General features: G+C 65.7%; 11 protein-coding genes. 7 read left to right on the forward strand and 4 right to left on the reverse strand.

Features of this window, described 5'->3' with window-relative positions; all coding sequences use genetic code 11:
• Positions 1-75 precede the first annotated feature (75 nt).
• Positions 76-1536 (reverse strand): membrane-bound lytic murein transglycosylase MltF, encoded by a 1461-nt coding sequence (gene mltF / locus KH389_RS05505; protein WP_043860640.1) that lies wholly within the window; start codon positions 1534-1536, stop codon positions 76-78.
• 236 nt (positions 1537-1772) lie between these two features.
• Between mltF and purL the strand changes: the two genes are divergently transcribed.
• Complete coding sequence (gene purL / locus KH389_RS05510) at positions 1773-5672, forward strand: phosphoribosylformylglycinamidine synthase (protein ID WP_213607003.1); 3900 nt, start codon at positions 1773-1775, stop codon at positions 5670-5672.
• A 2-nt stretch (positions 5673-5674) separates the two neighbouring features.
• Positions 5675-5986: a YqfO family protein gene (locus tag KH389_RS05515; protein WP_213607004.1), complete on the forward strand. Its 312-nt coding sequence runs from the start codon at positions 5675-5677 to the stop codon at positions 5984-5986.
• 46 nt (positions 5987-6032) lie between these two features.
• Here KH389_RS05515 and KH389_RS05520 read toward each other — a convergent pair whose 3' ends face one another.
• The 3 genes from KH389_RS05520 to KH389_RS05530 form a co-directional block, all read right to left on the reverse strand.
• A complete protein-coding gene (locus tag KH389_RS05520) occupies positions 6033-8072 on the reverse strand; it encodes a PhoX family protein (RefSeq protein WP_213607005.1) in 2040 nt (679 codons plus the stop codon).
• Positions 8073-8195: 123 nt separating this feature from the next.
• Complete coding sequence (locus tag KH389_RS05525; protein WP_054915039.1) at positions 8196-8753, reverse strand: L,D-transpeptidase family protein; 558 nt, start codon at positions 8751-8753, stop codon at positions 8196-8198.
• Positions 8754-8787: 34 nt separating this feature from the next.
• Positions 8788-9336 (reverse strand): NUDIX hydrolase, encoded by a 549-nt coding sequence (locus KH389_RS05530; protein WP_043863174.1) that lies wholly within the window; start codon positions 9334-9336, stop codon positions 8788-8790.
• Positions 9337-9467: 131 nt separating this feature from the next.
• On the opposite strand from KH389_RS05530, the gene KH389_RS05535 reads away from it, so the two are divergent.
• From KH389_RS05535 to purT, 5 genes are all read left to right on the forward strand, one after another.
• The gene (locus tag KH389_RS05535) at positions 9468-10067 is read left to right on the forward strand and encodes a CoA pyrophosphatase (RefSeq protein WP_054915037.1); all 600 of its coding nucleotides are present in this window, start codon (positions 9468-9470) and stop codon (positions 10065-10067) included.
• Between the two features lie 40 nt (positions 10068-10107).
• Complete coding sequence (locus KH389_RS05540) at positions 10108-10632, forward strand: gamma carbonic anhydrase family protein (RefSeq protein ID WP_054915036.1); 525 nt, start codon at positions 10108-10110, stop codon at positions 10630-10632.
• Entirely contained in the window at positions 10632-10844 is a 213-nt protein-coding gene (locus KH389_RS05545; protein WP_043863177.1) for a DUF1289 domain-containing protein, read from the forward strand. The genes KH389_RS05540 and KH389_RS05545 overlap by 1 nt, the downstream gene beginning before the upstream one ends.
• A 62-nt stretch (positions 10845-10906) precedes the next feature.
• Positions 10907-11374 (forward strand): 7-cyano-7-deazaguanine/7-aminomethyl-7-deazaguanine transporter, encoded by a 468-nt coding sequence (locus tag KH389_RS05550; protein ID WP_043863178.1) that lies wholly within the window; start codon positions 10907-10909, stop codon positions 11372-11374.
• A gap of 71 nt (positions 11375-11445) precedes the next feature.
• Positions 11446-12627 carry a formate-dependent phosphoribosylglycinamide formyltransferase gene (gene purT / locus KH389_RS05555; RefSeq protein ID WP_043863179.1) on the forward strand — a complete coding sequence of 394 codons (1182 nt, stop codon included), beginning with the start codon at positions 11446-11448 and terminating at the stop codon, positions 12625-12627.
• Positions 12628-12643: the final 16 nt, after the last annotated feature.

The raw sequence follows: 12643 nt of genomic DNA on the forward strand, positions 1-12643 counted from the left end.
TGTGACCATCGCGGGTCAAGCCCGCTCCCCCGTTGTTGTGGGAGCGGGCTTGGCCCGCGATACAGGCGCTGCAATCTAGAGCGGCGGCGAAGCGTCGGCCGGCTTGGTCTTGTTGACCCCCGGCACATGCAGGTTGCCTTCGGCCACCTGGCTGCCCTCCAGCTGCGGCTGGGTCACCCAGGTCAGGATGTCGTAGTAGCGCCGGATGTTGGCCACGAAATGCACCGGCTCGCCGCCACGGGCATAGCCGTAGCGGGTCTTGCTGTACCACTGCTTCTGCGACAGGCGCGGCAGCATCTTCTTCACGTCCAGCCACTTGTTCGGGTTCAGCCCCTCGCGCTTGGCCAGCTTGCGGGCATCGTCCAGGTGGCCGCTGCCCACGTTGTAGGCGGCCAGGGCAAACCAGGTGCGGTCCGGCTCCTCGATGTCGTCATCGAGCTCCTTCTTCACATGCATGAAGTACTTGGCCCCGCCCTCGATGCTCTGGCGCGGGTCGAGCCGGTTGGACACGCCCATGGCCTGGGCGGTGCGCTGGGTCAGCATCATCAGCCCGCGCACGCCGGTCTTGGAGGTGACCTCGGCCTGCCACATCGACTCCTGGTAACCGATCGCCGCCAGCAGGCGCCAGTCCACCTGTTCCTTCTTGGCCGAGGTCTTGAAGTGGTTCTCGTAGCGCGGCAGGCGCTGCTGCAGGTGCTGGGCGAAGGTGTAGGCGCCGACATAGCCGAGCACGTCCACGTGGCCGTAGTAGCGGTCCTTGAGCCGTTGCAGGGTGCCGTTCTTGTGCACCTTGTCGATGAATTCGTTGATTTCGTTGAGCAGGCTGTTGTCTTCGCCGGCCGCCACCGCCCAGCGCTGGTCGCGCCCGTCGCCCAGGTCGAAGGCGACCCGCACGTTGGGGAAGTACACCTGGTTCATCGCCACTTCGTTGGAGTCGACCAGGGTCAGGTCGATCTGGCCCTCGTCGACCATGCGCAGCAGGTCGACCACCTCGACCTGGTCGGATTCTTCATATTGCAGGGCCGGGTACTGTTTTTTCAGCTCTGCCAGCTGTTCGGCATGGCTGCTGCCCTTGAGTACCAGAATGCGCTTGCCGACCAGGTCGCCGGCGTCGGTGGGGCGGGGCTTGCCGTTGCGGTAGATGATCTGCGGGGTGACTTCGAGATACGGGTGGGAAAAACGTACCTGCTGCTTGCGCTGCTCGCTGCTTACCAGGCCCGCTGCCGCCAGCACCGGGCCGTTCGGCTGGCCGAGCTGGTTGAACAGGTCGTCGAGGTTGTCGGCGGTCTCGATCTGCAGCTTCACGCCCAGGTCGTCGGCAAAGCGCTGGACCAGCTCGTACTCGAAGCCGGTTTCGCCGTTGCGGTCCTGGAAGTAGGTGGCCGGGCTGTTGCGGGTGATCACGCGCAGCACGCCGTCCTCCTTGACACGCTCCAGGGTGCTGGGTTTTTCAACACAGGCACCGAGCATCAGGAAGAGTCCGGTTGCGATGAGCCATTTGGCACAACGCTGGCGCAAAGCAGTCTGGGCAAACATAGGGTGCAGTATACGCAAAGGACCTGCCGCGCCATATCTCGACAACATCCGGCTTGTCTGCTAGCACAGCCCGATAAAACCGCGTCGGGACGGGTTTTTGTCATCTCGTGAAGCACTCTTGTCGGCTTGCCGACATTCGGCCTGTCGCCGATGCAGCGTTTCGGGTGCCGTCGGCGGCGGTTTAGGCTAGAATGCACGGCCTCTAAGCACACCCCCTTCCTGAGGCTGTCCCGACGATGTTGATCCTGCGCGGCGCTCCTGCCCTTTCTGCCTTTCGCCACGGTAAATTACTCGAGCAACTGAGCCAGAAAGTCCCCGCTGTTAGTGGTTTGTACGCTGAATTCGCCCATTTCGCCGAGGTTGACGGCGAGCTGAGTGCCGACCAACAGCATGTGCTCGCGCGCCTGCTCAAGTACGGCCCGAGCGTGCCGGTACAGGAGCCCAGCGGTCGCCTGTTCCTGGTCATGCCGCGTTTCGGCACCATCTCGCCCTGGTCGAGCAAGGCCAGCGACATCGCCCACAACTGCGGCCTGGAGAACGTCAAGCGCCTGGAGCGTGGTACTGCCTTCTATGTCGGCGGTGAACTGAGCGAGGCCGATGTGGCCGCCGTTGCCGAGCTGCTGCACGACCGCATGACCCAGATCGTGCTGGGCAGGCTCGAAGAGGCCGCCGGCCTGTTCAGCCATGCCGAACCCAAGCCGCTGACCGCCGTCGACATCCTCGGCGGTGGCCGCGCCGCGCTGGAAAAAGCCAACGTCGAGCTGGGCCTGGCCCTGGCCGAAGACGAGATCGACTACCTGGTCACCAGCTTCCAGGGCCTCAAGCGCAACCCGCACGACATCGAACTGATGATGTTCGCCCAGGCCAACTCCGAGCACTGCCGCCACAAGATCTTCAACGCCAGTTGGGATATCGACGGCCAGAGCCAGGAAAAAAGCCTGTTCGGCATGATCAAGAACACCTACCAGATGCACAGCGAAGGCGTGCTGTCCGCTTACAAGGACAACGCCTCGGTGATCGTCGGTTCCACCGCCGGGCGCTTCTTCCCGAACCCTGAAACCCGCCAGTACGGCGCGGTGCAGGAGCCGGTGCACATCCTGATGAAGGTCGAGACCCACAACCACCCGACCGCCATCGCGCCGTTCCCGGGGGCCTCCACCGGCTCCGGCGGCGAGATCCGCGACGAAGGTGCCACCGGTCGCGGCGCCAAGCCCAAGGCCGGCCTCACCGGCTTCACCGTGTCCAACCTGCAGATCCCGGGCTTCGAACAGCCGTGGGAAAAGCCCTACGGCAAGCCGGAGCGCATCGTCACCGCGCTGGACATCATGATCGAAGGCCCGCTGGGCGGCGCGGCGTTCAACAATGAATTCGGGCGCCCGGCACTGACCGGTTACTTCCGTACCTTCGAGCAGTCGATCAACACCCCACACGGCGAAGAAGTGCGCGGCTACCACAAGCCGATCATGCTCGCCGGCGGCATGGGCAACATCCGCGAAGGCCATGTGCAGAAGGGCGAGATCACCGTCGGCGCCAAGCTGATCGTGCTCGGCGGCCCGGCCATGCTGATCGGCCTGGGTGGCGGTGCTGCCTCGTCGATGGCCACCGGCGCCAGCTCTGCCGACCTCGATTTCGCCTCGGTACAGCGCGAAAACCCGGAAATGGAACGCCGCTGCCAGGAGGTCATCGACCGCTGCTGGCAGCTGGGCGATGCCAACCCCATCGCGTTCATCCATGACGTCGGCGCGGGCGGCCTGTCCAACGCCTTCCCCGAGCTGGTCAACGACGGCGGCCGTGGCGGTCGTTTCGAGCTGCGCAACGTGCCCAACGACGAGCCGGGCATGGCGCCGCTGGAAATCTGGAGCAACGAGTCCCAGGAACGCTACGTGCTGGCGGTCGACGCCAAGGACCTGGAGCGTTTCACCGCCATCTGCGAACGCGAGCGCTGCCCGTTCGCGGTGGTCGGCGAAGCCACTGCCGAACCGCAACTGACCGTCACCGACAGCCACTTCGGCAACAGCCCGGTGGACATGCCGCTGGAAGTGCTGCTGGGCAAGGCCCCGCGCATGCACCGTTCGGTCAGCCGCGAAGCCGAGCTGGGCGACGATTTCGACCCGAGCACCCTGGACCTCGCCGACTCGGTACAGCGCGTGCTGCGCCACCCGGCCGTGGCCAGCAAGAACTTCCTGATCACCATCGGTGACCGCACCATCACCGGCCTGGTCGCCCGCGACCAGATGGTCGGTCCATGGCAGATCCCGGTGGCCGACGTGGCCGTCACCGCCACCAGCTTCGACGTGTACACCGGCGAAGCCATGGCCATGGGCGAGCGCACCCCGCTGGCCCTGCTCGACGCTCAGGCGTCCGGGCGCATGGCGATCGGCGAGACCCTGACCAACATGGCGGCCTCGCGCATCGGCAAGCTGTCCGACATCAAGCTGTCGGCCAACTGGATGTCGGCTGCCGGCCACCCCGGTGAAGACGCGCGCCTGTACGACGCGGTCAAGGCCGTGGGCATGGAACTGTGCCCCGAGCTGGGCCTGACCATTCCGGTGGGCAAGGACTCGATGTCCATGAAGACCCGCTGGGAAGATGAAGGTCGCGAGAAGACCGTGACCTCGCCGATGTCGCTGATCGTGACCGGCTTTGCCCCGGTTACCGACATCCGCAAGACCCTGACCCCGCAACTGCGCATGGACAAGGGCGAAACCGACCTGATCCTGATCGACCTGGGTCGCGGCCAGAACCGCATGGGCGCCTCGATCCTGGCCCAGACCCACGGCAAACTCGCCAGCCAGGCACCGGACGTCGACGACGCCGAAGACCTCAAGGCGTTCTTCGCGGTGATCCAGGGCCTGAACGCCGACGGTCACCTGCTGGCCTACCACGACCGCTCCGACGGCGGCCTGCTGGCCACTGCGCTGGAAATGGCCTTCGCCGGCCATTGCGGGCTGAACCTGGAACTGGACACCCTGACCGGCAAGCGCGAGAAAGTCGCGGCCATCCTCTTCAACGAAGAGCTGGGTGCGGTGATCCAGGTGCGCCAGGACGCCACCCCGGACGTGCTGGCCCAGTTCAGCGCCGCCGGCCTTGGCGAAGACTGCGTGGCGGTGATCGGCAAGCCGGTCAATTGTGCCGACGTGGCCATCAGCCTGAACGGCGAAGTGCTGTTCACCGGCGACCGCCGCCTGCTGCAGCGCCAGTGGGCCGAGACCAGCTACCAGATCCAGCGCCTGCGCGACAACGCCGACTGCGCCGACCAGGAGTTCGACGGCCTGCTCGAGGAAGACAACCCGGGCCTGAGCGTCAAGCTGGGCTTCGACGTCAACCACGACATCGCGGCGCCTTACATCAAGAAGGGTATTCGCCCACAGGTGGCGGTACTGCGCGAGCAGGGCGTCAACGGCCAGGTGGAAATGGCTGCGGCGTTCGACCGTGCCGGCTTCAACGCCATCGACGTGCACATGAGCGATATCCTCGCCGGTCGCGTCGACCTGAACGAGTTCAAGGGCATGGTTGCCTGCGGCGGCTTCTCCTACGGTGACGTGCTGGGTGCCGGTGAAGGCTGGGCCAAGTCGGCGCTGTTCAACAGCCGCGCCCGCGACGCCTTCCAGGGCTTCTTCGAGCGTAGCGACAGCTTTACCCTGGGTGTGTGCAACGGTTGCCAGATGATGTCCAACCTGCACGAGCTGATCCCGGGCAGCGAGTTCTGGCCGCACTTCGTGCGCAACCGCTCCGAGCAGTTCGAGGCGCGCGTGGCGATGGTCCAGGTGCAGGAGTCCAACTCGATCTTCCTGCAGGGCATGGCCGGTTCGCGCATGCCGATCGCCATCGCGCACGGTGAAGGGCATGCCGAGTTCGCCAGCGAAGAGGCACTGCTGGAAGCCGACCTGTCCGGTTGCGTGGCCCTGCGTTTCGTCGACAACCACGGCAAGGTCACCGAGACCTACCCGGCCAACCCGAACGGTTCGCCGCGCGGGATCACCGGCCTGACCAGCCGCGACGGGCGCGTCACCATCATGATGCCGCACCCTGAGCGGGTATTCCGTGCGGTGCAGAACTCGTGGCGCCCGGATGACTGGAACGAAGACGCCGCCTGGATGCGCATGTTCCGCAACGCGCGGGCCTGGGTGAACTGAGGGTGTTCAAACTCGCCTTCTTCGTGCCGCCCAGCCATGTGGAGCAGGTCAAGGCCGCAGTGTTCGCCGCCGGTGGCGGACGCATCGGCGCCTACGACAGCTGTGCGTGGCAGGTGCTTGGCCAGGGCCAGTTCCGTCCGTTGGGCGGCAGCCAGCCGTTCATCGGGCAGAGCGGGGTGGTCGAGCAGGTCGAGGAGTGGCGGGTCGAGCTGGTGGTGGACGATGCGCTGGTGGGGCCGGTAGTCGCGGCCCTGAAGGCGAGCCACCCCTACGAGACCCCGGCCTACGAGGTCTGGCAGCTCGCTGATTTCTGAGGGTCGTGGGGCATGCCCCACCTCCCTTCGAGCAGTCCCCTGCTGCTCAGACGCCTATCTCCCCCCCATCATTGCGCTGAATCACCACCGTCGCCGCACGTGGTCGCACCTTGCTGCCGGCCGGCGTTGCCGTGGTCGCTACATCGGTACTGGGCCAGTTGGCCGGGTGCTGGATGTTGACGAACATCGAGCGGTTGTCCGGAGTGAACGCAATCCCTGTCACCTCACACCCATTGGGCCCCACGAAGAAGCGACGCAGGTTCAGGGCGTTGTCCGCATTGATCGGGCTGCGCTTGCCCTGGGCATCGAGCAACAGGTCCGGGATCACGGCAAGCACCTGGTCGTTGGTATAGTCGCTCACGCTCGGTTCGCTGTTGTCGGTCTCGAACCAGAGGATGCCGCGGCTATCGAAACTCATGCCGTCGGGGCTGGCGAACTGGTTGTGTTCGGTCAGGCCGGAGCGGTTGATGTCGGCGCTGGCTGCGGCATTGGCGCCGAACACGAAGATGTCCCAAGTGAAGCTCAACTGATCCGTGCCGTCGTGCCAGCGGATGATGTGACCGTGCTTGTTAGGCCCCCGCGGGTTGGCCTGGTCGACGCTGGTCGGGGGGCGCTGGCTGTTGTTGGTCAGGCTCAGGTAGGCGTCGCCGTTGAGCGGGTTGACCGTGGTCCACTCCGGGCGGTCCATCGGCGTGGCGCCCAATGCATCGGCTGCGCCACGGGTATTGAGGATGATGCCCGGCAGGTCGCCGTAGAGGGCGCCAAGGGTCTTGCCATCGATGGTGGGCGAGGCAGCATCGAGCAGCAGCCACTGGCCGCTGCCGTCGGCATCGAAGCGCGCCACGTACAGCTTGCCCTGGTCCATGTACTTGGCGCCGATGGCCAGGCGGTCGTGCGGGGTGGCATCGGCCGGGTCCCAGGGCGCGCTGGAGACGAATTTGTAGAGGTATTCGTTGTTCGAGTCGTCACCCATGTAGAACACCACCGGTTGGCCTGCCACCGCCAGGCCGGGGCAGCAGCCCTCGTGGCGGAAACGTCCCAGGGCGGTGCGTTTGACCGCGCGGCGACTGGCGTCATACGGGTCGATTTCGACGATATAGCCAAACGTGCTGGCTTCATTGCGATAGTCGTCGGTGGCCGACGTACCGCGTGGGGTGATGTCGAAGCGGGCGAATTCGTCGTCCACTTCGTCCGCTGCGCCGGCGGCGGTTTCCCACTTGTACAGGCTTGTCCCGGTGCTGACGCCCAGGCGCTGCTGATCGGCCGGCAGCGCAGTGGTCGTATTGATGAAGATACCTGGCCAGTTCTCCTCGCAGGTCAGGTAGGTGCCCCATGGGGTGTGGCCGTTGCCGCAGTTGTTGTTGGTGCCGCGCGACTGCGTGCCGTTTCTGGAGAACGCGGTCTTGACGTGGTCGGTGCCGCGCAGCGGGCCGGCCAGGTCCATCACGCTGGCGCTGGTGAAGCGGCGGTTGAGCGGATCGTTGTCGACCACCTGCCAGCGCCCGCCGCGCTTGTTCAGGCGCACGACGCCGGCGCCGTGGGCGTTGATCTCCTTGCGCACCTCCTCGGGCGGCCGCTTGCCGGTAGCGTCCAGGGTGGGGCCGGCAGGATGCAGGGCCTGGGCATCGATGTATTCGAAGTTGATCGCCAGCAGACCGTCGTCGGAGCTGCCACCGATGGGGAAGAAATGCATGCCGTCGTGGTGCATGCCCATGGCGTTTGCCTGGTCTTCGGCGCTGTTGCTGCCGTCGGCCTGCCAGGGTTTAGCGGCGCTGTTCAACGGGGTACCCCATGGTGCCAGCACATAGGCGCTGTAGCCGGCGGCCACCGTGCAGGCATCGGTGCGCGAGCCGGGGATCGAGTCGAAACCGAGCGCCAGCGGCGACGAGGCGGTAGGGGCGGCGGCTTTATCCGCGGCGTTGCTGTCGAAACAGCCACCTAGGCCTGCACCGGCAATCATCGCGATGGCTGCGCCCAGGCTGCCGCGCACCACGCTGCGGCGGCTCAGATACATGTCCAGTACGGACGTCATCGGCAGGTTGCCACTGGCGTTGCGGTCCAGGTTGTCGCCGGTGTCTCGACTCATTGCTTCATATCCTTCAGCTGAAGTGGCGTCATGCAGACCGGCACTTTAGAAGGCGAATATGACGATTTAGGGGCGCTTTGATGACAGCCGGCACTGCGGCCGGCTGTTGATCCGGGGCAGGGGTCAGGGCCGAATCTCGATCAGCGTGCCGTCGCTGACCAGGTTCCACACTTCGCGCATGTCGCGGTTGGTCATGGCGATGCAGCCTTCGGTCCAGTCCAGGGTGTGGAACAGCGCCTCGGGGTAGTCCGCACTGTCCGGTGTGCCGTGGATCATGATCATGCTGCCCGGCTTCACCCCTTCGCGGCGGGCACGGGCTGAGTCGCTGACATTGGGGTAGGAGACGTGGATGGCCAGGTTGTAACGGTCGGACACCTTGCGCCAGTCGAGCCAGTACAGCCCCTCAGGCGTGCGCTTGTCGCCCTCGCGCAGCTTGGCACCGGTGGGCTGCTTGCCCAGCGAGATACGGTAGCTCTTCATCGAGGTGTCGCCGCTCATCAGTTGCAGGCGGCGTTCGGACTTGATCACCAGCACCTTGTCGATCAACGGGGCGCCGGAGGGGGTGGGCGCCGGGGTCGAGGGCGTCACCTGGCCAAGCGGTTTTCGCACAATGGTTTCGGTGAACGCCGCCTGGGACACCGACGCCACACCGAGGCAGAAGAGGGCAAGCAACCAGCGCATGAAACGGTATCCCTGAAAGTGGCGACGTTGGGGTTCAAGTGAGCGGTTCGACCCGCGGGGACAGGCATTCGGTGCGTACCGGGTAATGCTGCCCCTGGCGGTCGAGATAGTAGCATTCTAGGGCACGACTCACGGTCCTGAAAGCCAGCTCGTCCCAGGGGATCTCGCTTTCCTCGAACAGGCGCACTTCCAGGCTCTCGACGCCCACCGCAAATGCCAGGTCGGCCAGCTCGGCGCGGTAGAACACGTGCACCTGGTTGATGTGCGGCAGGTCGAACAGCTGGTACAGGGCCATCGGCCCCAGGCGCGCACAGGCTTCCTCGTCGGCCTCGCGGCGGGCGGCGTGCTCCATGGTCTCGCCGTTTTCCATGAAGCCGGCCGGCAGGGTCCAGTAGCCACGTCGCGGCTCGATGGCGCGTCGGCACAGCAGCACCTGGCTGCCATGGCTGGGCAGCACGCCGGCGACGATATTGGGGTTCTGGTAATGGATGGTGTGGCAATGATCGCAGACATGACGCAGGCGGTTGTCGCCGTCGGGGATGCGATGAGTGACCGGTTTGCCGCACGCACTGCAGTAATTCATGCTTATCTTCCTGGTGGCTGCGCCTATCTTCGCGCCAGTGCGCGCAGGCCCGCAAGCGCGATTGTCGCGGGGGCTTGGGCGGGCTGCGCCTTTGGTGCATCATGCAGAGACCCGACAGAACGAGAGAGACCATGCTGGACGAGTTACTTCGCCGAATGAGCAATCACACACCGGGCACCCTGGAGACCGATCGTCGGTTCCCCGAGGCTGCCGTGTTATTGCCCATCACCCGCAGCGAGTCGCCCGAACTGGTGCTGACCCTGCGCGCCAAGGGGCTCTCGACCCATGGCGGCGAAGTGGCCTTCCCCGGCGGGCGGCGAGACCCCGAAGACCCGGACCTGGTGTTCACCGCGCTGCGCGAGGCCGAGGAGGAAATCGGCCTGCCGCCCGGGCTGGTCGAAGTCATCGGCCCGCTGAGCCCGCTGGTTTCGTTGCACGGGCTGAAGGTCACGCCGTTTGTCGGGCTGATTCCCGACTATGTCGAGTACCGCGCCAACGATGCCGAGATTGCCGCGGTGTTCAGCGTGCCGCTGGAGTTCTTCCGCCAGGACCCGCGCGACCATACCCACCGCATCGACTACCAGGGCCGCAGCTGGTACGTGCCCAGCTACCGTTTCGGCGAGTACAAGATCTGGGGCCTGTCGGCGATCATGATCGTCGAGCTGGTCAACCTGCTTTACGATGCGCGCATCAGCCTGCACCATCCGCCTGAGCGCACCCCTACAAGATGAGCGGGCCCACCCGCCGCCTTCCCACCGTGAGGAACCACGCATGAAATACCGTCTGGGCGACCTGCGCGTCGAAACCCACCCACAGAGCTGGGTAGCGCCCACCGCCACGCTGATCGGCAAGGTACGCCTGCAGGCGGGGGCCAACGTCTGGTTCGGCGCGGTGCTGCGCGGCGACAACGAGCTGATCGACATCGGCGAGAACAGCAACGTGCAGGACGGTACGGTGATGCACACCGACATGGGCTGGCCACTGACCCTGGGCAAGGGCGTGACGGTCGGCCACAACGCCATGCTGCATGGCTGCACGGTCGGCGACTACAGCCTGGTGGGCATCGGCGCGGTGATCCTCAATGGTGCGCGCATCGGCAAGCACTGCATCATCGGCGCCAATGCGCTGGTGCCCGAGGGGCGCGAGATTCCCGATGGTTCGCTGGTGGTCGGCTCGCCGGGCAAGGTGGTGCGCGAACTGACCCCGGCGCAGCAGCAACTGCTCGAGGCCAGCGCTGCCCACTATGTGCACAACGCCCAGCGCTATGCCCGTGACCTTGTACCCCAGGAGGACTGATGAGCAGCCCTGAACGACCGGTGGCCTCGCCTTGCGTGCACATCTGCGCGCTGGACGAGCAGGATATCTGCACCGGCTGCCAGCGCACCGCCAGCGAGATCACGCGCTGGGGCCGCATGGCCAACGACGAACGGCGCCAGGTGCTGGTGCTGTGCCATGAGCGCGCCGTGGCGGCGGGGCTGGTGATGACGGTGGGCAAGGCCGCCGGCTGATCCCGGGCTTGGCCGTGCGGGGGCACTCAAGTACCCTGTACGGCTTGCCAACCGGTGTTTCTATGTTCTTTCTGATTGCTTATATCGCCAGCGTGGTGCTGATCAACTACGCGTTCTCCAGTGCCCCGCACCTGGACGTCATCTGGTCCGCCTGGGGCGGGCTGGTGTTCATCCTGCGCGACATGGTGCAGACCCGCTTCGGCCACGGCGCCCTGCTGGCCATGCTTGGCGCCCTGGTGCTGTCCTATATCACCTCCGAGCCTGCCATTGCCCTGGCCAGCGCCACCGCGTTCGCGGTATCGGAGCTGATCGACTGGCTGGTGTTCAGCATCACCAAGCGCCCGTTGCATGACCGCCTGTGGCTGAGCTCGGCGCTGAGCATCCCGCTGGATACCTTCATCTTCTTCGGCATGATCGGCGCACTGACCCCGGCCGTGGTCGGTACCGCGCTGGGCTCCAAGTTCGCCGGGGTGACGGTGGTGTGGCTGGCGATGGCCTGGCGCGCACGCAAGAACGCCTGCGCCATGTAAAATGGTGCTTCTTTTCACCGGGTTGCACCGTGCTGGGGCGGCCCTGGATTCCTTCCCTCTGAGGACCTGAGATGACCCGTATCGGAACCCCCTTGTCGCCGACCGCGACCCGAGTACTGCTGTGTGGCTGTGGCGAACTGGGCAAGGAAGTGGTGATCGAGCTGCAACGCCTGGGCGTTGAAGTGATTGCCGTGGACCGTTACGCCGATGCCCCGGCCATGCAGGTGGCGCACCGCAGCCACGTGATCAACATGCTCGATGGCGCCGCCCTGCGCGCAGTGATCGAGGCCGAGCAGCCGCACTACATCGTGCCGGAAATCGAAGCCATCGCCACCGCCACCCTGGTTGAGCTGGAAGCCGAAGGCTTTACCGTGGTGCCGACCGCACGCGCCGCGCAGCTGACCATGAACCGCGAGGGCATCCGCCGCCTGGCCGCCGAGGAGCTGGACCTGCCAACCTCGCCTTACCACTTTGCCGACACCTTCGAAGACTACCGCAAGGCCGTCGAAGACCTCGGCTTCCCGTGTGTGGTCAAGCCGGTGATGAGCTCGTCGGGCAAGGGCCAGAGCCTGCTCAAGGGCGTCGATGACGTGCAGGCTGCCTGGGACTATGCCCAGGAAGGCGGGCGTGCCGGCAAGGGCCGGGTCATCATCGAGGGCTTCATCGACTTCGAGTACGAGATCACCCTGCTCACCGTGCGCCATGTGGGCGGCACCACCTTCTGCGCGCCGGTCGGGCATCGCCAGGAGAAGGGCGATTATCAGGAGTCGTGGCAGCCGCAGGCGATGAGCCCCAAGGCGCTGGCCGAGTCCGAGCGCGTGGCGCGTGCGGTGACCGAGGCCCTGGGTGGTCGCGGCATGTTCGGCGTGGAGCTGTTCGTCAAGGGCGACCAGGTGTGGTTCAGCGAAGTCTCGCCGCGCCCGCACGACACTGGCCTGGTGACCCTGATCTCCCAGGACCTGTCGCAGTTCGCGCTGCATGCGCGGGCGATCCTGGGCCTGCCGATTCCGCTGATTCGCCAGTTCGGGCCGTCGGCTTCGGCAGTGATTCTGGTGGAAGGCACTTCGCAGCAGACCGCCTTCGCCAACCTCGGCGCGGCGCTGAGCGAGCCGGACACGGCGCTGCGCCTGTTCGGCAAGCCAGAAGTGAATGGCCAGCGGCGCATGGGCGTGTGCCTGGCGCGTGACGAGTCGATCGAAGCCGCGCGGGCCAAGGCGACCCGGGCTTCGCAGGCAGTCAGCGTAGAGCTGTAAGGCTTCGATACTTCAT

The organism is Pseudomonas qingdaonensis (assembly GCF_018398475.1).
Taxonomy (GTDB): Bacteria; Pseudomonadota; Gammaproteobacteria; order Pseudomonadales; family Pseudomonadaceae; genus Aquipseudomonas; species Aquipseudomonas palmensis.

Bases quoted from the DNA above. Each gene is read 5' to 3' on its own strand.
- mltF (WP_043860640.1), bottom strand. From the start codon at position 1,536: ATGTTTGCCCAGACTGCTTTGCGCCAGCGTTGTGCCAAATGGCTCATC.
- purL (WP_213607003.1), top strand. From the start codon at position 1,773: ATGTTGATCCTGCGCGGCGCTCCTGCCCTTTCTGCCTTTCGCCACGGT.
- KH389_RS05520 (WP_213607005.1), bottom strand. From the start codon at position 8,072: ATGAGTCGAGACACCGGCGACAACCTGGACCGCAACGCCAGTGGCAAC.
- KH389_RS05525 (WP_054915039.1), bottom strand. From the start codon at position 8,753: ATGCGCTGGTTGCTTGCCCTCTTCTGCCTCGGTGTGGCGTCGGTGTCC.
- KH389_RS05530 (WP_043863174.1), bottom strand. From the start codon at position 9,336: ATGAATTACTGCAGTGCGTGCGGCAAACCGGTCACTCATCGCATCCCC.
- KH389_RS05535 (WP_054915037.1), top strand. From the start codon at position 9,468: ATGCTGGACGAGTTACTTCGCCGAATGAGCAATCACACACCGGGCACC.
- KH389_RS05540 (WP_054915036.1), top strand. From the start codon at position 10,108: ATGAAATACCGTCTGGGCGACCTGCGCGTCGAAACCCACCCACAGAGC.
- KH389_RS05545 (WP_043863177.1), top strand. From the start codon at position 10,632: ATGAGCAGCCCTGAACGACCGGTGGCCTCGCCTTGCGTGCACATCTGC.
- KH389_RS05550 (WP_043863178.1), top strand. From the start codon at position 10,907: ATGTTCTTTCTGATTGCTTATATCGCCAGCGTGGTGCTGATCAACTAC.
- purT (WP_043863179.1), top strand. From the start codon at position 11,446: ATGACCCGTATCGGAACCCCCTTGTCGCCGACCGCGACCCGAGTACTG.